The organism is Streptomyces sp. MBT53 (assembly GCF_016654115.1).
GTDB lineage: Bacteria > Actinomycetota > Actinomycetes > Streptomycetales > Streptomycetaceae > Streptomyces.
The window spans coordinates 16395-34536 of record NZ_JAEQAZ010000093.1 but is presented as its reverse complement, the minus strand read 5'-3'; the positions used below and the strand labels follow the sequence as shown (position 1 = coordinate 34536).

17 protein-coding genes and 1 pseudogene are annotated in these 18142 nt (G+C 69.6%); 8 read left to right on the top strand and 10 right to left on the bottom strand.

The genetic code is table 11. The features are described from left to right. Positions 1 to 217 (top strand): annotated as a pseudogene (locus JHN45_RS29595) (hypothetical protein); the annotation flags it as partial. On the opposite strand, the gene JHN45_RS29590 reads toward JHN45_RS29595, so the two are convergent. The 6 genes from JHN45_RS29590 to JHN45_RS29565 form a co-directional block, all read right to left on the bottom strand. Further along, entirely contained in the window at positions 205 to 816 is a 612-nt protein-coding gene (locus JHN45_RS29590) for a hypothetical protein (protein WP_201051569.1), read from the bottom strand. The pseudogene JHN45_RS29595 and the gene JHN45_RS29590 sit on opposite strands and share 13 nt — an antisense overlap. Then, positions 803 to 2341, bottom strand: coding sequence for a VWA domain-containing protein (locus JHN45_RS29585; RefSeq protein WP_201051567.1), 1539 nt, complete (start codon positions 2339 to 2341; stop codon positions 803 to 805). The genes JHN45_RS29590 and JHN45_RS29585 overlap by 14 nt, the downstream gene beginning before the upstream one ends. Then, positions 2338 to 3555: a toxic anion resistance protein gene (locus JHN45_RS29580; protein WP_201051565.1), complete on the bottom strand. Its 1218-nt coding sequence runs from the start codon at positions 3553 to 3555 to the stop codon at positions 2338 to 2340. Before JHN45_RS29580 ends, JHN45_RS29585 begins: the two co-directional genes overlap by 4 nt. Positions 3556 to 3569: 14 nt before the next feature. Further along, positions 3570 to 4649 (bottom strand): substrate-binding domain-containing protein, encoded by a 1080-nt coding sequence (locus JHN45_RS29575; protein WP_307783220.1) that lies wholly within the window; start codon positions 4647 to 4649, stop codon positions 3570 to 3572. Positions 4650 to 4841: 192 nt separating this feature from the next. Then, positions 4842 to 5243 carry a hypothetical protein gene (locus JHN45_RS29570; protein ID WP_200712516.1) on the bottom strand — a complete coding sequence of 134 codons (402 nt, stop codon included), beginning with the start codon at positions 5241 to 5243 and terminating at the stop codon, positions 4842 to 4844. Between the two features lie 102 nt (positions 5244 to 5345). Next, positions 5346 to 6557, bottom strand: coding sequence for a pyridoxal phosphate-dependent aminotransferase (locus tag JHN45_RS29565; RefSeq protein ID WP_200712517.1), 1212 nt, complete (start codon positions 6555 to 6557; stop codon positions 5346 to 5348). Between the two features lie 159 nt (positions 6558 to 6716). Between JHN45_RS29565 and JHN45_RS29560 the strand changes: the two genes are divergently transcribed. Continuing rightward, complete coding sequence (locus JHN45_RS29560; protein WP_201051563.1) at positions 6717 to 7553, top strand: serine protease; 837 nt, start codon at positions 6717 to 6719, stop codon at positions 7551 to 7553. A gap of 1 nt (position 7554) precedes the next feature. On the opposite strand, the gene JHN45_RS29555 is transcribed toward JHN45_RS29560, so the two are convergent. After that, entirely contained in the window at positions 7555 to 9177 is a 1623-nt protein-coding gene (locus tag JHN45_RS29555; RefSeq protein WP_201051561.1) for an amidohydrolase family protein, read from the bottom strand. An 8-nt stretch (positions 9178 to 9185) separates the two neighbouring features. Further along, positions 9186 to 10463: an amino acid deaminase gene (locus JHN45_RS29550; protein WP_201051559.1), complete on the bottom strand. Its 1278-nt coding sequence runs from the start codon at positions 10461 to 10463 to the stop codon at positions 9186 to 9188. A gap of 138 nt (positions 10464 to 10601) precedes the next feature. On the opposite strand from JHN45_RS29550, the gene JHN45_RS29545 reads away from it, so the two are divergent. The 6 genes from JHN45_RS29545 (at position 10602) to JHN45_RS29520 (ending at position 15316) form a co-directional block, all read left to right on the top strand. Further along, a complete protein-coding gene (locus JHN45_RS29545; protein WP_200712521.1) occupies positions 10602 to 11648 on the top strand; it encodes a sugar kinase in 1047 nt (348 codons plus the stop codon). Then, on the top strand, positions 11645 to 12409 hold the full coding sequence (locus tag JHN45_RS29540; RefSeq protein ID WP_201051558.1) for an IclR family transcriptional regulator: 765 nt from the start codon (positions 11645 to 11647) through the stop codon (positions 12407 to 12409). Before JHN45_RS29545 ends, JHN45_RS29540 begins: the two co-directional genes overlap by 4 nt. Further along, the gene (locus JHN45_RS29535; protein WP_201051556.1) at positions 12406 to 12810 is read left to right on the top strand and encodes a RidA family protein; all 405 of its coding nucleotides are present in this window, start codon (positions 12406 to 12408) and stop codon (positions 12808 to 12810) included. The genes JHN45_RS29540 and JHN45_RS29535 overlap by 4 nt, the downstream gene beginning before the upstream one ends. 125 nt (positions 12811 to 12935) lie before the next feature. After that, positions 12936 to 14411, top strand: coding sequence for a GntP family permease (locus JHN45_RS29530; RefSeq protein ID WP_200712524.1), 1476 nt, complete (start codon positions 12936 to 12938; stop codon positions 14409 to 14411). 70 nt (positions 14412 to 14481) lie between these two features. Next, positions 14482 to 14619, top strand: a complete 138-nt coding sequence (locus JHN45_RS29525; protein WP_201051553.1) for a hypothetical protein — start codon at positions 14482 to 14484, stop codon at positions 14617 to 14619. 76 nt (positions 14620 to 14695) lie between these two features. Beyond that, the gene (locus JHN45_RS29520; protein WP_201051551.1) at positions 14696 to 15316 is read left to right on the top strand and encodes a hypothetical protein; all 621 of its coding nucleotides are present in this window, start codon (positions 14696 to 14698) and stop codon (positions 15314 to 15316) included. A 16-nt stretch (positions 15317 to 15332) separates the two neighbouring features. Here the strand turns inward: JHN45_RS29520 and JHN45_RS29515 are convergent, their stop codons facing one another. Then, a complete protein-coding gene (locus JHN45_RS29515; RefSeq protein ID WP_201051549.1) occupies positions 15333 to 16697 on the bottom strand; it encodes a M14 family metallopeptidase in 1365 nt (454 codons plus the stop codon). 163 nt (positions 16698 to 16860) lie between these two features. After that, positions 16861 to 18102, bottom strand: coding sequence for a hypothetical protein (locus tag JHN45_RS29510; protein WP_200712527.1), 1242 nt, complete (start codon positions 18100 to 18102; stop codon positions 16861 to 16863). Between the last annotated feature and the right edge of the window lie 40 nt (positions 18103 to 18142).

The following is an 18142-nucleotide window of genomic DNA, read 5'->3' as shown; positions in this document are numbered from 1 at the left end:
GACCCGCCCCCTGCACACCTACGGCTCCCACCTCCCGACCTGCCCGTGGTGCACCCGCGCCGCGGTGACAGGACACGACGTGTTCAACCCGCCGGTACGCCAGCCGGTACCGGTACCTCCCCCGGCCGAACCGGCCGTCGGCCTGGGCCCGTTGAAGGTGGTGGGCGCCGTGCTCCTCGCGCTCGTCCTGCTGATCGTCGTGACTCAACTGCTCTGAGAACGCCCCCGGTCCTCCAGATACCGCGTGTGCGACTCCTGCCGCCGCGCCTCCACCTCACGCAGGTTCGCCGCCAGCCCCTGCGCCTCCTCCTGAAGCACCGTCAACTGCCGCTCCAGATGCCGTTCCGGAGGCTCGGCGCCCGGCGCCAGCCGCGTCCACCACCGCGTCCGTACGAACGTGTCGACGGCCTCCGGCACGTCCTGCCGGATCGCCCGCGACAGGATGTGCACGCCCTCCGGATCCTGCGCGAGATCCTGGGTGACCCGCGGATCGAGCAGCCCCGCGAGGAGCTGGGTCAGCTCGGTGAGCCGGCCGTCGGCGGCGGGCGGCAGCTCGATCGCGGTGAGATAGCCGCCCAGCTTCTCGAAGTCGTCGCGCAGTTCCGCCAGTTGGGCCGACGGATCCGGGAAGTCGGGCAGCGGCGGCCGCTCCGGCGGCGCGATCAGCGCACCCGCGCCGTACAGCCCCACGACCACGACCGGCCAGTACGGCCCCGCCACCCCCACGAACGTCAGCACCAGCCCGAGCAGCCCGCACGCGCTGCCCGTGAGGTTCTTGCGGGACTCCAGGTAGCCGAGGAACTTACTGGTAGCCACGGATCTCCTCGAAGGCGCCGTCCAGCGAGCCCTTCTGGGCATCGAAGAGACGGCCGCCGGTCAGGTCGGCGATGTGCTGCAACTCCGCCTTGTCCGAGTCGCCGAAGAGGATGGGAAAGACGGGGATCTCCCGCTGGGCGGCGGGCAGTTGGCCGTAGAAGCCGTCGAACGCCTCGGCCTTCGCGCCGGTGGTGTTCTCGCCGTCCGTCATCAGCACGATCGACGTGAACGTGTCGCCGCCGGTGCCGAGATGCTCGTACGCCTTCTCCAGCGAGGTGTAGATCGCGGTGTTCCCGTCGGCGCTGAGCGACTTGGTGTCCGCGCGGATCGCGTCGAGTCCGGCCTTCGGGTCGCTCGGACTCACCACATGCGTCTTCACGCTCTTCACGCCCGACCCGAACGGCATCAGCGTGACCTCCTCGCGCTGCCGGAAGTCGCCGGTCAGATCCGTGAGCGCCTTCTTCAGCCGCGACAGCCGGTCGCCCGCCATCGACCCCGAGGTGTCCAGGACGTACACGGTCCGCGAAGGCCGGCGCAGCTTGTTCTCGTACGAGTCGAGGAGCCCGTCGGCCACCGACTGGCTCCCGGGGAACGGGAGTTCACGCCGTCGGCTGGTGTCCAGGCCGGACGCGGGCGGTACCGAGGTGACGACCGGGCGGCGGTGTGTGCGGGTGGTGATCAGCTTCTGCAGGGCGTCCGTGCGCAGGTCCGTCGTCACCCGGCGGACGTTGTCGCGGGTCGTGGAGTCCGTCGAGGCGAGGGAGGTCAGCGGGTAGTCGGCGGTGACGACCCCGTCGCTCGGGCGGATCACGGTCAGACCCGGGATGCCCTTGAGGACGGACTCGTAGTTGAGCAACGCGTCGACGTTCCCCCGGCGTTGGTACGCCTGCGCGAGCCAGCCCGACGAACCCGACGTCAGCTTCTGCCCCTTGAAGAACTCCTTCAGCCGGGGAGTCGCCTTGGTGACGTCCGCGTCGGTGAGCGCCGACTGGGCGCCGGAGAGCGCGGAGGCGACCGAGACGAGGGTGGAGAAACCCGAGTTGGAGCGGGCCGGGTCGGTCATGCCGTAGGTCAACTTGCCGTCCTGGACGGCCTGTTCGACCTGAGACCAGGTGACCTTCTCCGGCTGCCACCCCAGGGAGGTGACGGTGGCCGTCTTCACCCCGATCGCGACCGGGCTCGACATGATCGACGTCTCCGAGACGACCTTCTTCGCCGCGTCGGGCCGTAGCCGCAGATAGTCGTTGGACGACAGCCACAGCGCGTCGTACTGCCCGTCGACCTTGCCCTTCGCCAGCAGGTCCACCGCGTCCAGGGTGCCCATGTAGGTGGGGCGGATCGTGATGCCGGTGTCCTTGCGGACCTGGTCGAACACCGGGGTCATGTCGCTGAGTTCACTGGAGGCGAGGACGCGGAGGGTGCCGGGCCGGGGTGCGTTGTCGGTCTCGGTCTTCGTGTCCTGCGTCGATGTGCAGGCGGTGAGCAGGGCGGCCGTACCGAGTGCGAGCGCGAGGAGGCGTCTCATCCGAGACCACCCTCCAGCGCGCTCTGCGACCGGCTCCGCTCCAAGTACGAGCTGGCGTTCTGGAGTTCGGAGGTCAGGGACTCCACGGTCGCCGCCATCACCTCGGTCGCCTGGACCTTGTAGGTGTCGATGGCGTCGAGCGTGCGGTAGATCTGCTGGAACGCGGTGCGCAGCGTCTCCGCGCCCACCGCCGGGTCGGCCGCGATGCGCTGGATCTCGCCGCTCTGCGTGGCCAGCATCTCCGCGTTGCCCCGGATCAGATCCTCGGTCGTCCCGCGCAGGGCGTTGACCTGGTCGACGACCTTGCGCTGGTTCTCGAGCGCGGAGGCGAGCATGACCGAGATCCGCAGGGCCGCGACGGTGGTCGTGGCCGCCCGGTCCACGCCCTTGATGAGTTCGTCGTTGTTGCGCCGTACGACGTCCATCGCCAAGTAGCCCTGCGCGCACACCGCGAGCTGGGTCAGCAGATCCTGGTGCTTCTGCCGGACCGGGAAGAGGACGTCCGCGCGAAGGGTGTCGGCCTGGCTGGGGTCGCCGGACTCGACACCGGCGATGTGGTGCTCGACGGCCGAGTCGAGGGCCTGGGTGAGGACCACGTACTCCTGGAGCTTGCCCATGGTCTCCCAGAGGCGGACCCGCTCGGTCTGCAACGCGGCGTTGTCGCGCCGGAGTTCGTCCTGTCCGCCGCGCAGCGAGCCCACGATCTTGTTCAACGTGCCCTGCGCGGAGGCGTACTTGGCGACGTGGTCGCGGAGCTTGTTGCCGCCGGGCAGCCGGGACAGGAACTTCCGTCCCTTGGAGGAGGGCAGGTCACGCGGGTCCAAGTCCTCGACCACGCGCCGGAGTTCGACGAGCGAGCCCGCCACCTGCGACTGGGCGTCCCCGCCCTTCGAGGGCAGACTGCGCACCGTCCGCTCCAGCATCCGGTTGGACTGCGCGGTCGCGCTGCGCATCTCCCCGGCGCCGAGCGCGGTGATCTCGCCGACCTTGCCCGCGAACTCGGGCGACCGGGCGTCGAGTGCGGCGAGCCCCTCCACATAGGCGGAGGCCTTGCGCTCCATGTCCGTACGGACCGAGTCGTCGACCGGGACGAGCCCGCCCGCCTTCTCTCTCGGCACGGGCTTCACGGCCTCCGGCGGAGTGAGCGTGAAGACGTCGTCACCGCTGAGCGTGTTCTCACTGCTGTTCTGGCTGGTGTTGAAACTGCTGCTCATGTGGATCCCCCCGGTCAACCGTGCGCCCGGCGCGCCATGTCGTGCAGCACCGTGGAGGTGGGCACGGGCGCCTGCCGGACACCGGTCAGCGTCTGGTTGAGATAGCTGGAGTGGGCGGCGGTGGCCGCGAAGAACTCGGCGTTGTCACCCTGCGGCCGGAACCCGTACCGCACGGCGAGCTTCCGCAACGTCGGGTCGGAGCTGAGGAGTTCACCCAGCGCCCGGCCCTCGGGAGTGAGCGGTACGACCGTGTGGTCGCTGTTGGCCGTGGTGTCCGGGTAGAGGACGACGAGGTCACCGACCGGCTGCTTGCCGAGGAGCAGCGAGGCCACCTGCGACTCGTACACCAGGACCAGCGGATTTCCGGCACCGCTGATGAAGTCCCTGAACGGCCCGTCCGAGCTGGACTGTTGGGCGCCCTGCACGCTGATCAGCTTGCGCATCAGGGGCGCGGTGCGACCGACATCGGCGCTACTGGCTGCCACCCGACCACCGTCGGCGACGTAGGAGGCGGCGGCGAGATAGAGAGCACCCGAGTTGGAGGTCTCCGGATCGGTGGTCGCGATGTAGAGGGTGCCGGTCAACTCCCCGTGTTTGTCGGCCCCCTTGAGCTGCTGCCAGGTCCGATCACCCTTGGCCGCATCGAGATAGGCGGCCATTTTCAACGTGCCGCGATCCTGGCCCTTGTCCAGCGTGGCGAGCCCGTTGGCCGCGAGGACCTGGGCGGCGCTGCGATGGGCCACGACGACGAGCGGCGAGTAGAAGGGCCGCGGCAGGGGCTGCTGCACCTTGTACTTGGCGGCGAGCGCGTCGGCCGGCGCCTGGCTGGAGGGGAAGGCGAAGTCGTACCCCTTGAGGTCGCGCCCCTCCATGGCCCAGGACCCGGAGGTCTCCGTCTTCACGGTGAAGCCCTTGGCGGCGAGGGCCTTCACCACGTCGGGATCGGCGAAGAAGTCCGCCTTCTCCGAACCGATCACTCCACGCACGGTCTTCGTTGCCGTGCCCTTGTCCCCGTTGTCCCGGCCCGCTACGACGGCTGCCACCACTCCGCCGATCAGCAACACCGCGAGGACGATTCCCGCGATACGTCTCACGAGGGGCAGCGTGCTCGCGGAACCCAACATTCCCCGAGGAAAGGGATGAACGGAAGGTGTCGGACGGGTCCCGGATCAACACGGCCGGCTGTACTCAGGGGCGCGGGGCTGTATCAATTTGCGGCTCCGCCGCGTGGGCGCGACAAGCCACGACGGACGCGCACCCGCAAGCGCACAGAACCCCTACGGCGACTAGGCGACCGCAGTCACCGCATGCGCGTCCATCCGCTCGGCGGACAGGATCGCCGCAGCCGTATCGGCCCTGGACGCGGCGACGACCAACGCCCGCCCGGCAAGCGCGTGCGCCCGCTGATGCAGCGCGTCCAAACGGGTCGTAGGAGCGGACGCGGACATGCGGCTGGGCGCAGCTCCGCCACGCAACCGCGTCAACTGGCCCGCAAGCCGCTCGGCAGCAACATCCAACTCTGCCGAAGGCTCAAGCGCCCGCAGCTCATCGGTCACCGCAAGCAGCGCGGCCAGATGCCCCGCCAGCTGAATGTCCAGCTCCTCCTCGCGCGACCGGTGCGGAAAGTCGGAGGAGGGCGTGCGGGCCACCGTGCTGTGGACCGACTTGGTGCGGATCGGTTCGTACATGGCATGGTCTCCTGTGCTCAGACAGGAAACCATCCTAGCTTAGATTGCGTCTAAAGTTGTGTTGGCCGAAAAATTGGCCGGAAGAAACCAGCCCCGCGAGGTTTACGGCTGGCTGTACCCGTCGAGGAAGTTCCCGATCCGTGTCACCGCGTCCCGCAGATCCCCGACCGAGGGCAGCGTCACGACCCGGAAGTGGTCGGGCTCGGACCAGTTGAAGCCCGTGCCGTGGACGACCATGATCTTCTCGCGGCGCAGCAGGTCGAGCACCATCTGCCGGTCGTCCTTGACCTTGAAGACCTGCGGGTCGAGCCGCGGGAACAGATACAGCGCCCCCTTCGGCTTCACGCAGGTCACACCAGGGATCTGGGTCAGCAGCTCGTAGGCGACGTCCCGCTGTTCCTTCAGTCGCCCGCCAGGCAGCACCAGGTCATTGATGGTCTGCCGCCCGCTGAGCGCGGCGACCACCCCGTGCTGCCCGGGCATGTTGGCGCAGAGCCGCATGTTGGCCAGGATCGTCAGACCCTCGATGTACGACTCGGCGTGCGCGCGCGGCCCGGAGATCGACACCCACCCGACGCGGTAACCGGCCACCCGGTACGCCTTCGACATCCCGTTGAACGTGAGCGTCAGCAGGTCCGGGGCGATCTTCGCGGTCGGGGTGTGCGTGGCGCCGTCGTAGAGGATCTTGTCGTAGATCTCGTCGGAGCAGACGAGGAGGTTGTGGCGGCGGGCGATGTCGGTCAGGCCGCGCAGCATCTCCTCGTCGTAGACGGCGCCGGTCGGGTTGTTCGGGTTGATGATGACGAGCGCCTTGGTGCGGTCGGTGACCTTCCGCTCCACGTCGGCGAGGTCGGGCATCCAGTCGGACTGCTCGTCGCAGCGGTAGTGGACGGCGGTCCCGCCGGAGAGCGAGACGGCGGCGGTCCACAGGGGGTAGTCCGGGGACGGTACGAGGACCTCGTCGCCGTCGTCGAGGAGGCCCTGCATCGCCATGACGATCAGCTCGGAGACGCCGTTGCCGATGAAGACGTGCTCGACGTCCGTCTCGATGCCGAGGGTCTGGTTGTGCATGACGACCGCGCGGCGGGCGGCCAGCAGGCCCTTCGCGTCGCCGTACCCGTGTGCCGACGACACGTTCCGGAGGATGTCCTCCAGGATCTCGGGCGGGCACTCGAACCCGAAGGCCGCCGGGTTGCCCGTGTTGAGCTTCAGGATGCGGTGGCCGGCCGCCTCCAGACGCATCGCCTCTTCGAGAACCGGGCCCCGGATCTCGTAACAGACGTTGGAGAGCTTGGTCGACTGGATCACCTGCATGTCGGTGAGCTTACGGCCCGGTAACGCCTCTCGCGCCGTGTTTTGCACCACGTGGGCTTCTTGCGGCGGCCCCCTCTTGTCGTGAGAATGTGCATGACAATGACGTGAGGGCGGCCGGAAGATCTCCGGTCGCTCGCGTCTGTAAGAGGGGACCCCCACATGAAGAAGCCTCTCCTTGCCGCACTCTCGGGCCTGGCGATCGCCGGGGCGGGCGTGGCACCCGCCGTCGCCGCACCGCAGGCGGCACCGAAGGCGGCGGCCGTGACCGTCGACTTCGCCGGCACCGTCTCGCTCAGCAACTGCTCCGGCTCGGTCATCCGCTTCCCGAACTCGACCGATACCTCCCCGGCCCTGGTGCTGACCAACGGCCACTGCCTGGAGACCGGCTTCCCGGCGGCCGGCCAGGTCATCACCGGCCAGTCCTCCACCCGCACCTTCGGGCTGCTGAACTCGGCCGGCACCAAGGTCGCCACGCTCCGCGCCAACCAGGTCGTCTACTCGACGATGACCGACACGGACGTGACGATCTACCGCACCACCACCACGTACGCGGCGATCAAGAGCGCGTACGGCATCAGCCCGCTCACCGTGAGCGCCACGCACCCGACCGTCGGCACCGCCATCAAGGTCGTCTCCGGCTACTGGAAGACGATCTACAGCTGCAGCATCGACGGGTTCGTGTACCGGCTGAAGGAGGGCTCCTGGACCTGGAAGGACTCGGTCCGCTACACCTCCGCCTGCAACACGATCGGCGGGACCTCCGGCTCCCCGGTCATCGACACCAGCACCGGGCAGGTCGTCGCCGTCAACAACACGGGCAACGAGGACGGGGAGACCTGCACGGTCGACAATCCCTGCGAGGTCGACGAGAACGGCACGGTGACGGTTCGCGAGGGCATCAACTACGCGGAGGAGACGTACAACATCCCGGCGTGCTTCACCTCGGCGAACGTGCTCAACCTGAGCGCGACCGCCTGCACTCTGCCCAAGCCGTAAGTCAGGTACGGGGGTTGTCGTTCCGTCGCACGGGACTGCGACGGACCGACCGGCCCGCCAGTACGTCGGTCCGCCGGCCGTCCTCGATCACGAAGCGGCCGTCGATCAGGACGTGGGGGATGCCCGTCGGCAGCTTGCGTGGGTCCTCGAAGGTCGAACCCGCCGCCACCGTCTCGGGGTTGAAGAGGACGAGGTCCGCGCGGTAGCCCTCCTTGACCAGGCCCCGGTCCGGCAGGCGCAGGCGGGCCGCCGGGCGGGAGGTCAGATGGGCCACGCACTCCTCCAGGGACAGCACGCCCAACTCCCTTGTATACCGCCCCAGATACTCCGGGAACGTGCCGTACGCCCGTGGATGCGGCTTGGCGCCCTGGAGGATGCCGTCCGAGCCGCCCGTGTGGACGCGGTGCCGCATGATCTGGCGGACGTTCTCCTCGTGGCCGACGTGCTGGAGGATCGACGGGGCCAGCCGGTCGGCCAGGAGGAGACGGCGGGCCGTGGCCCAACTGTCCAGGCGGCGGCCGACGTACTCCGCCAGCGCGGGATCCGTGACCCCCGAGATCTCGATCGTGTCCCACTCCATCGGCACCCCGTGACAGCCGTCCGAGCCGATCACCTCCAGGTGGTGACGGATACGGTCGGCCGTGGCGTCGTCCGCGAGCCGCTTCAGGATCGCCTCCGGGCCGCCCTCGCTCGCCCAACTCGGCAGCATCGCCACGAGAGTTGTGCAGCCGGGGGTGTAGGGGTAGGTGTCGAGGCTGATGTCCGCGCCGGTGGCCAGGGCCTCGTCCAGGAGGGTCAGCAGCTCTGGTGCCCGGCCCTCGTTCACGCCGAAGTTCATGGTGGCGTGGGCCAGATGGAGGGCGCAGCCGGCCTCCCTCGACAGCTCCACCATCTCCGCGTAGGCCTCCAGCGCGCCCGCGCCGTACGAGCGGTGGTGCGGGCAGTAGTAGCCGTCGTACGACGCCACCACCCGGCAGAGTTCGGTGAGTTCGGCGTCCTTGGCGTACATGCCGGGCGTGTAGGTGAGCCCGGACGACATGCCGACCGCGCCCTGCTCCATGCCTTCGGCGACCAACCGCCGCATCCGGTCCAGCTCTTGGGGTGTCGCTTCCCGGTCGTCCCAGCCGACCGCGAGCATCCGGACTGTGCCCTGCGGGATCAAGTAGGCCGCGTTCACGGCGATTCCGCGGCCTCCGAAAGCGGAGTCCAGCCGGTCCAGGTACTCGCCCACCGACCGCCAGTCGAAGTCGATGTCGTCGCCGTGGCCGTTCCAGCCGGTGATCGCCCGGCGCACCTCCGCGAGCGTGCGGTCGTCGACGGGGGCGTACGACAGCCCGTCCTGGCCGATGACTTCGAGGGTCACCCCCTGCGCGGCCTTGGCGCTGTGGTCCGGGTCGCGGAGCAGGGCGAGGTCGCTGTGGGCGTGCATGTCGATGAAGCCGGGGGAGAGGACAAGACCCTCCGCGTCCAACTCCCGCCGCGCCTTGGGGCGTTGACAGCCGGCCTGCGCCGCCTCCCCCACGATCGAGACGATCCGGCCGCCGTCCACGACCACATCGGCGCGGTACGACGGTCCACCGCTGCCGTCGACGACGTCCGCGTCCCGGATGACGAGCTGCTCCACGACTCCTCCTAGAAGAACGTACGGATGTAGTCGACGACCGTCCCGTCCGCCTCCGCCACCGGGATCAGCTGCCACTTGTCGAAGGACGTGCAGGGGTGGGACAGGCCCATCCCGATCCAGTCGCCCACCTCGAGGTCCGCCTCGGCCGTCGTCCGCAGCCACGCGTGCTGGTCGGACAGGCCCGTGATCTCGACGCCGGTCGCCGGGCGCTCGGTGCCGTCCCGGCGGACGACCTGGGCGAGGGGGAGGTCGAGGTCGTAGGCCGCGTCCCGCTTGCCCGCGTTGGCGAAGGCCTGCTTGGGGGAGGGGCGGGAGACGATCTGCGCCCAGAGCCGGAACGCCGGTTCCAGAGCGCCCTCTTCGGGAATGCGGGTGAAGGGGGTGATCTCGCGGTAGTGGCCGTCGTCGTGCGAGACGTAGGCGCCCGAGCGCAGCAACTTCAGCGCGGGGAGCGAGAGTTCGGGCAGTTCGGCGAAGACGTCGGCCACCGCGTCGAACCAGGCGCTGCCGCCCGCGCTGACCACGATCTCCTCAACTCCCTGAAAACGCCCGCCCTTGTCGAACTCCACGGCCAGCGCGGTCAGCCGGCGCAGCCACGCGTGTACCCGCTCCGGATCCGCCTGCGGCACCTCGCCCTCGTACCCGGCGACCCCGACCAGCCGCAGCGTCTCCACGGCGGCCACCGCGTCCGCGACCGCCACGCACTCCGCCTCCGTGCGGGCGCCGGTGCGGGCGCCCTCGCCGGCGGCCAGTTCGACGACGACGTCCAGCGGGCGGGCGGCGCCGCGCAGGGCCGCGTCCATCAACTCCACTCCGCGCACGGAGTCGACGTAGCAGATGAAACGGAAGTCGTCGTCGGCGTCGAGTTCGGACGAGATCCACTTGAGGGCCGCCGCGTCGACCAGTTCGTTCGCCAGGAAGACGCGGTCGATGCCGAACTCCCTTGCCACGCGCACCTGGTGGGGGACCGCGAGGGTGATGCCCCAGGCGCCGTGGGCGAGTTGGCGGTGGAAGAGCTGGGGGGCCATGGAGGTCTTGCCGTGCGGGGCGAAGGCGAGGCCGTGGCGGGTCGCGTAGGTCTCCATCAGGCGGAGGTTGTGCTCCAGGCGCTCGGCGGAGAGGGCGAGGACGGGGGTGGTGAAGCCGCCGGTGAAGAGGTTGCGGCGCTGGGCGGACAGGTCGGCGACCGTGACGCCCTCCGCGTCCGGGGGGAGGCCCTTGAAACGGTGGTCGACGCGTTCCCCGGCGAGCCGGGCGAGCGCTTCGGTACCGGTGTCGCGAACCATGAGGCCTCCCTGAGCTGGAGTGTTGCAATCCTTGCAACCTTCATTGCGTATATCGCTTACCGCTGTCTAACATCTCGCCCAACACCGGGTCAACGGAGCCGCCGCAAACCGGTGCACCGACGAGGAGCCATCACCATCGTGACCGCCGACGGACAGTCCACCGCCGCCCGTGACGTCGTCGACGTCGTAGCGCTGGGCGAGTCCATGGTCACCTTCCTACCCAGCCGCCCGGGCCGCCTCGCCGACGTACCGTCCTTCGACCGCGCCATCGGCGGCGCCGAGTCGAACGTCGCCTGCGTGCTGGCCGCCGCCGGGCACAGCGTCCGGTGGGTCAGCCGGGTCGGGGCCGACGGCTTCGGGGACCATCTCGTCGAGACCATCGGCGGGTACGGGGTGGACGTGTCCGCCGTGGAGCGCGATCCCGCGCGCCCCACCGGCATCTACTTCCGTACCGCCGGGGACCGGGCCACCGACGCGCACGAGGTGGCGTACTACCGGGCCGGATCCGCCGCCTCCGCGATGGCCGCGACCAACGTGGACCTGGCCGCCGTACGGGCCGGGCGGGTGCTGCACCTGTCAGGGATCACCCCCATGCTCTCCGCCGACTGCCTCGGTCTGGTACGCGAACTGACCGCGCTCCGCGCGCACCGGCCGCTGATCTCCTTCGACGTCAACCACCGCCCCGCGCTGGGCCGTTCGGCCGACGGGCCGGGCGTGCTGCTGGAGCTGGCGCGCGGCGCCGACCTCGTCTTCGTCGGCGAGGACGAGGCCGCCGAGGTCTGGGGGCTGGTCGGGGCCGATGCCGTACGGGCCGCGTTCCCCGACCCCGAGACGCTCGTCGTCAAGCAGGGCGGGCGGGGGGCCACCGTCTTCCACAAGAAGCACGTCACCTTCGTGCCCGCGCCGCACGTCGACGTCGTCGCCGAGGTCGGTGCCGGGGACGCCTTCGCGGCCGGGTTCCTCTCCGCGACCCTGCGGGGACTGCCCGTACGGGACCGGCTGCGGCACGGGCATCTCACGGCCGCCGCCGCCCTCACCGTGCCCGGCGACCTCGCCGCCCCTCCCGTCCGCGACCACGCCGACCGCCTGGTCGCCCTCGACGACCTGGCGTGGGGGAGACTTCGACTCGGCCCCGGCTGGACCGACGCCGCCGACTGGGCCGACGAGGAGGTACGTACGCCATGAGTCAGACCGTCGACCGCGCGCTCAGCATCCTGCCGCTGCTCGCCGAGGGCCCCGCCGACCTCGGCCAGGTCGCCGAGCGCCTCGACGTCCACAAGTCGACGGCCCTGCGCCTCCTGCGCACCCTGCACGAACACGGCCTCGTCTACCGCCAGTCCGACCAGCGCTACCGCCTCGGCGCCCGCCTCATCGCCCTCGCCCAGGAGGCGATGGAGAACCTCGACATCCGCGAGATCGCCCACCCCCATCTCGTACGCCTCAACGAACAGTGCGGTCATACCGTCCACCTCGCGGTGTACGAGGAGAACGAGGTCCTCTACATCGACAAGGTGGAGAGCCGCTACCCCGTGCGCATGTACTCGCGGATCGGGAAGCCCGTCGCGATCACCGTCGCGGGGGTCGCGAAACTGCTCCTCGCCGACCTTCCGGAGACCGAGCGGCGGGTCCTCGCCGACAAGCTCGACTACCCCATGTACACCGCCCGCTCCACCCCCAACGCCCCCGCTTTCCTGCGGGAGTTGGAGAAGGTGCGGGAACAGGGCTGGGCCACCGACCTCGGCGGCCACGAAGAGTCCATCAACTGCGTCGCCGCGCCGATCCGGGGCGCCGACGGACGCGTGGTCGCCGCGATGTCGGTCTCCGCGCCCAACGTCGTCGTCACCGCCGACGAACTCCTCACCCTGCTCCCGCTGGTCCGTCGTACGGCGGACGCCATCAGTGGGGAGTACTCCGGCAGAACCCCCGTCAAGGAAGCCACCTCATGACCGAGAAGACCGCCCTCACCCCCAAGACCCACACCGCCCCGCCCGCGAAGTTCTCGCACGGCGTCCGCAAGGGGAACATCCTCCAGGTCGCCGGCCAGGTCGGCTTCCTCCCCGCCGAGGAGGGCAGGCCGCCCACACCGGCCGGCCCGACCCTGCGCGAGCAGACCCTCCAGACCCTCGCCAACGTCCGGGCGATCCTGGAGGAGGGCGGCGCGAGCTGGGAGGACGTGATGATGCTCCGCGTCTATCTGACGGACGTGGACCACTTCGCCGAGATGAACGCGATCTACAACGAGTACTTCGAGGGCCTCGTCGAGGTCCCCGCCGCGCGCACGACGGTCTACGTCGGCCTCCCCGCCGGCCTGCTCATCGAGATCGACGCGCTGGCCGTTCTGGGCTAGCACCGAGCTGGTACCGCCCCAACTCCCGCACACCGTACGACGGTTCGGCACCTCTCGGGGTGCCGCGCCGCGATCCCCCCTGCCCGAAAGCCCCATGCTCCTACGACGACCCCGAGGACCCCCACATGTCCCTACCGCTCGCCGCCACCGCCCCCGTGACCCCACCCCACACCGGAGGCCTGCTCCTCCTCTTCGACGGCACCGCAGGCCTGTTGACGGTCGCCGCCATCGGTATCGCGCTTCTGCTCTTCCTGATCATCAAGGTCAGACTCCAGCCCTTCGTGGCCCTCCTCGCCGTCTCCATAACCGTCGGCCTGCTGGCCGGTCTGTCCGTCACCGAACTCTTCGGCACGGTCCAGCGCTCCGACGCCGTCTCCACCATCGAGTCCGGCATGGGCGGCATCCTCGGCCATGTCGCGATCATCATCGGCCTCGGCACGATGCTCGGCGCGATCCTCGAAGTCAGCGGCGGCGCAGAGGTGTTGGCGTCGAGGCTGCTCAATCTCTTCGGCGAGAAGCGAGCCCCCCTCGCCATGGGCCTCACCGGCCTGATCTTCGGTATCCCGGTCTTCTTCGACGTCGGCATCTTCGTTCTCGCACCGATCGTGTACGCGGCCGCCAAGCGCGGCGGCAAGTCGATCCTGCTCTACTGCCTGCCGCTGCTCGCGGGCCTGTCGATGACCCACGCGTTCCTCCCGCCGCACCCCGGCCCGGTGGCGGCAGCGGGTCTCCTCCACGTCCAGCTCGGCTGGGTCATCCTCATGGGCATCGTCGTCGGCATCCCCGCCGTCCTCGCCGCGTGGGCCTACGCGGCCTGGATCGGCAAGCGGATCTTCGTCGCCGTACCGCAGGACATGGTCGAGGCGGCGGCCGAGGCGAAGCAGGCGGTCATCGACGAGCAGCGCGAGTCCGGTGTCGTACCGCAGGAGAAGCCGGTGGCGCTCGGCACGGTCCTCGCGATCATCGGCACGCCCTTGGTCCTCATCCTCGCGGCCACCTTCTCGTCGATCGCCTTCGACCCGTCCACGGGCCGCTCGGTGGTGGAGTTCTTCGGCAGCCCCTTCGTCGCCCTCACCATCGCGCTCCTCCTCGCGTACTACCTCCTGGGTCTACGACGGGGCTGGTCGCGCAAGTCCCTGGAGACCGTCTCCACCGCGTCCCTCAAGCCGGTCGGCAACATCATCCTGGTCGTCGGCGCGGGCGGGGTCTTCGGCGCCGTCCTCAAGGCGAGCGGCGTCGCCCAGGCCCTCTCGGACACCTTCCACGACGTAGGCCTGCCAGTGCTGGTCCTCGCCTACCTGATCTCCCTGGTCCTGCGCGTGGCCCAGGGCTCGGCGACGGTCGCGATCGTGACCACGGCAGGCATCGTGGCCCCGCTGCTGTCCGAGGGCGACCACTCCCAGGCCTTCGTCGCGCTCGTCATCATGGCGATCTCGGCGGGCTCGATCTTCGCCTCGCACGTCAATGACGGCGGCTTCTGGATGGTGGCGAAGTACTTCGGGATCAGTGAGCGGGACACGTTGAGGACGTGGACGGTGCTGGAGTCGGTGTTGTCTGTTGCTGGGTTTGCGGTGGCGGCGGTGTTGAGTCTGTTCGTGTAGGTGGCGGGCGGTGTGATCGTCGCGGTCGGTCGGCACGGTCTTCGGCCGGCCGGCGGCGGTCGCTCCCGCTGTGGCGGGTGCGAAGAGCGGCGGTTCCGCCTCGGCGGGCTCGGTCTTCGCCTCGCGTGTCAACGACGGGGCCCGCGCGCGGAGCGCGCTGTCGGTGGCGGGGTTCGCGGTGGCGGCCGTATTGAGCGTCTTCGTCTAGAAGTTCGTGTAGGCGTCTGATAACGAAGTAGGGGCTGGCTGTGTCCGACACAGGATCGTCGACCATACTTCGCGCTGTGGAGCAGCGCATAGGTTCGAGCAGCCAGCCCCTGGAGGGCGCCGGATTCGACCCGGCCTTCGTCCCCGGGCTCACCGCACCCGCCGTGTCCTCCGACGCACCGGAGGACACGAAGCCGCGGGACGCGGAGCCCGAGGACGCTACGGCCGAGGCGGCGGAGCCGGAGGAGTCGTCGGCGGACAAGGCGGACGTCGGGGAGGCGGAGGCCGAGCAGGCCACCGTCGAGGACGACGACGCCGACGGCGAGGAGGACGAGTCCGACGGGCCCGTCTTCGAGGCCTCCGACCGGCGGGCCGAGATCGTCGCGGACGGGAAGGGCGTACGACTGCGCCTGGACGACCAGGCGTGCGAGTTCCGCTGGGACGAGATCGGGGCCGTCGAGACCGAGACCCCGCGCTTCGGCAAGCGGTTCACCATCACGGTGCACACGCCCGACCGCCGCTGGTACCCGATCGAGATCGAGGCGGCGGCCAGGAGCCGGTTCGCCGAGTGGGAGACGCAGCTCGACGCCGTCCTCGACGCGTACTTCGAGGACGGCGACGAGGACGAGGACGACGAGTCCGCCGAGGTGGACGAAGCCGCGCTCGCCGAGGCGGAGGCCGAGGTCCGCAAGGACTAGCCGGCCGGACGAGTGGCTAGCTGCAGTACTGGGCCTGCTTGCCTATGGACCGGTACATGCAGTCCGCGTTCTCCAGCAGTTGGAACACCGCGTCCCGGTTCCGTGAGGTCTCCCGCTCGATGACCTCGTCGGGCGGGTAGAAACCGCCCGCGGAACTGGACGTCGGGTACATCTCGAAGGTGTAGTCGAAGATCTTCTGACTGCCCCAGAGGTAGTCGTCGATCGAACCGTCCGTGATGTACAGGTCGCTGGACTGCTCGGCCGTGTAGCCGTTGCTCGCGCCCATCTTCTGTCCGACCGCCTTGAACGCGGCGGCGTCGTCCGCGGTCATCCCGGTGGCCGTGTCGGAGTACGTGTATCCGAAGGGCCACAGCACCAGTTCGCTGTACGTGTGGAAGTCGATGCCCGCGGTGATCTGCTGCTTCCCGCCGACGACCCGGCTCCGTACGAAGTCCGCGACGACCTTCACCTCGGGCGCCGACTCGGCGGACGCGCCCCGGTAGGTCTCGGACGAGGTCGAGCCCGAAGAGCCGCCGCAGCAGCCCCACTTGTAGTTCCAGTTCCGGTTGAGGTCCGTACCGACGTAACTGGAGCCGGAGTTGGGCTGCCGGTTCTTGCGCCAGGACCGGTAGGCGCCGGTCGCGATGTCGTACTCGCCGCCGTCCGGGTTGAGGTCGGGCACGATCCAGATCTCGCGGCTGTTGACGATGTTCGTGACGCGGGAGTCGGTGCCGTAGCCCGCGCCCAGCTCGCGCAGCAGGTACAACGCCATCTCCACCGTGAGGTGTTCGCGCGCGTGCTGGTGGAAGGTGAAGAGGACCTCGGGCTCGTTCTCGTCGGTGGCCACGTTGTCGCTGACCTTGATGGCGACGATGTCCCGGCCCTGGTACGACTTGCCGATCACCTTCTTGCTCATGATGCCCGGGTAGGCGGCGAGCCGCTGGTCGATCTCCGCGTTCGCCTCGGCGTAGTTGTGGTACTTCGAGTCGGCCGAGGGGAAGTCGAGGAGCCGTGCGCCGTCCGCCGCCGAGGAACGGTCCGGTGCCGCGCCCAACAGCGAGACGGTGTAGCCCTGTTGGCGCAGCTGCTTGATCTGCGCGGCGCGGCCGGAGACGACCACGGTCTCCTCGTCGGACTCGTCCACGGTGACGCCGGCCGCCGCGATGGCCGTGCGCGTGACCGGGGTGTTGTGGTCGACGTGGATCTCGTACTGGCGGATGTCGTCCGCGGCCGGGGCGGCCTGCCGTGCGCTGCCGGTGGTGGCCTTCGCCGCCGTGGCCGTCTCCGCGACGGGGGCGGCGAGGGCGAGGGCCATCAGGGCGGCGAGCGCGGCGGTACGTCTGCCGCTCCGGGCGCCTGAGCCGCGTGTGCGAAGTCGCATGAAATCTCCTTGCTGGAGTTGGGGGGTGTTTCAGTGCGACGTGCGTGAAGTACGGCGTGCGGGTGGGGAGTTCCTGTGCGGGTCCCTCCGGGTGTTCCTGTGTGGCGCCTATGTTGATGTGTTGGCATGGTCAGGTCAAGGGTGTCCCAAGTCGGTGGCCGGATTACCGCCACTTCGAGCTGAGGGCGATCGCCCGGAGCTGCTTCATCGTCAGGGCCGGGGTCTTGCGGGTCGAAGGGGTGTCCTGGGCACCGGAGTTGAAGGCGCTGACCACCACGCGTGTGCCGTCGGTGCGGATGGTGTCGACGGTCCACATCACGACACCCGAGCCGCCCTTCTCGCCGGGCCCCTGGTGCTCGGCGACCTTCGTGCCGTCGGACAGGACTTCCGCGTCCGAGCCGAAGAGGTCGCCCTCGACGTCGGACATGTTCGCCTGGACGTTGACCTGGACGAGGGTCTTGCCCTTGCCGTCGTCGACGACGAGATAGCCGAACCCGGTGTCGTCACCGCTGCTGTCGGAGACGGTAAGTCCCTTCGGCAGCAGGCTCTTGAGGGTCGGGGCGACGGGAGCGCCGAACGCGGTGTCGCCCGGTGCCGGGGTCGCCGTCGGCGTCTGCTCGGGAATCGCGTCGATGACCTTCCGCCATTCCTTCGAAGCCACGAGGTTCGTCAACCGGGCGGGGGACAGCGGCGGTTGGGGCCTGGTGATCGGTGAGTCCTTCTCGGCGGCGGCGTTCCACTCGCTCACGCTCACGTGCTGCCCCTGCGGGGTGACGAGTTCCGCGCTCCACAACTTGGTGTCCACCCGGCGGTCGGGATACTCGTACCCCTGAAGGACCATGACCACCGAACCGTCCGCCAGCCGGCTGGTGCGGCACGCGTCGTAGTGCGTGAACACCTTCGCCGGGCACGTGGTGGCCTGCCGCGCCTCGTCGCTCCCCGGCTCCACCCGGCCCAGGCTCAGTTCCACGGCCGACTTGCCCTTCCCGTCGTCGTAGACGGCATGGACGTACGGCGCCGGTCCCTCGTCCGTTCCACGGGTCTCGATCTTGGTGTACTCGCCGTCGCCCATCTGGCGCCCGAGCAGCATGAACAGGTCCTTGCCGGACACGGGAGCGGGAGCTGAGGAGGCGGAGGCGCGGGTGGACGTGGCCGGGGAACCCTGTACGTCGGGGGAGCCGCTCGGCAGGAGCACGGCCGTGCCGACGCCGACGAGGGCGATACCGGCCGCGCCGCTCATCACCGCGGCGTTCCGGCGTCGCAGCAGCCGCCGTCGTCCCTTGAGGGCACCCGCGGTGACGAGCGCGGCCCGGTCGGTCTCGAAGGCGTCGCCCGCGTCCCGGAGACCGGCGGCGAGCCGTGTCTCGAAGGGGTCGGCGCTGTCGCTGGGGTGTGCGTCGGGCATGGCGAACCACCGTTTCGCATAGGGGGTGTTGGCGGGATGG

Coding starts and splice junctions, on each gene's coding strand:
- JHN45_RS29585 (WP_201051567.1), bottom strand. CDS start 2,341: ATGAGACGCCTCCTCGCGCTCGCACTCGGTACGGCCGCCCTGCTCACC.
- JHN45_RS29510 (WP_200712527.1), bottom strand. CDS start 18,102: ATGCCCGACGCACACCCCAGCGACAGCGCCGACCCCTTCGAGACACGG.
- JHN45_RS29570 (WP_200712516.1), bottom strand. CDS start 5,243: ATGTACGAACCGATCCGCACCAAGTCGGTCCACAGCACGGTGGCCCGC.
- JHN45_RS29560 (WP_201051563.1), top strand. CDS start 6,717: ATGAAGAAGCCTCTCCTTGCCGCACTCTCGGGCCTGGCGATCGCCGGG.
- JHN45_RS29580 (WP_201051565.1), bottom strand. CDS start 3,555: ATGAGCAGCAGTTTCAACACCAGCCAGAACAGCAGTGAGAACACGCTC.
- JHN45_RS29535 (WP_201051556.1), top strand. CDS start 12,406: ATGACCGAGAAGACCGCCCTCACCCCCAAGACCCACACCGCCCCGCCC.
- JHN45_RS29550 (WP_201051559.1), bottom strand. CDS start 10,463: ATGGTTCGCGACACCGGTACCGAAGCGCTCGCCCGGCTCGCCGGGGAA.
- JHN45_RS29540 (WP_201051558.1), top strand. CDS start 11,645: ATGAGTCAGACCGTCGACCGCGCGCTCAGCATCCTGCCGCTGCTCGCC.
- JHN45_RS29565 (WP_200712517.1), bottom strand. CDS start 6,557: ATGCAGGTGATCCAGTCGACCAAGCTCTCCAACGTCTGTTACGAGATC.
- JHN45_RS29515 (WP_201051549.1), bottom strand. CDS start 16,697: ATGCGACTTCGCACACGCGGCTCAGGCGCCCGGAGCGGCAGACGTACC.
- JHN45_RS29530 (WP_200712524.1), top strand. CDS start 12,936: ATGTCCCTACCGCTCGCCGCCACCGCCCCCGTGACCCCACCCCACACC.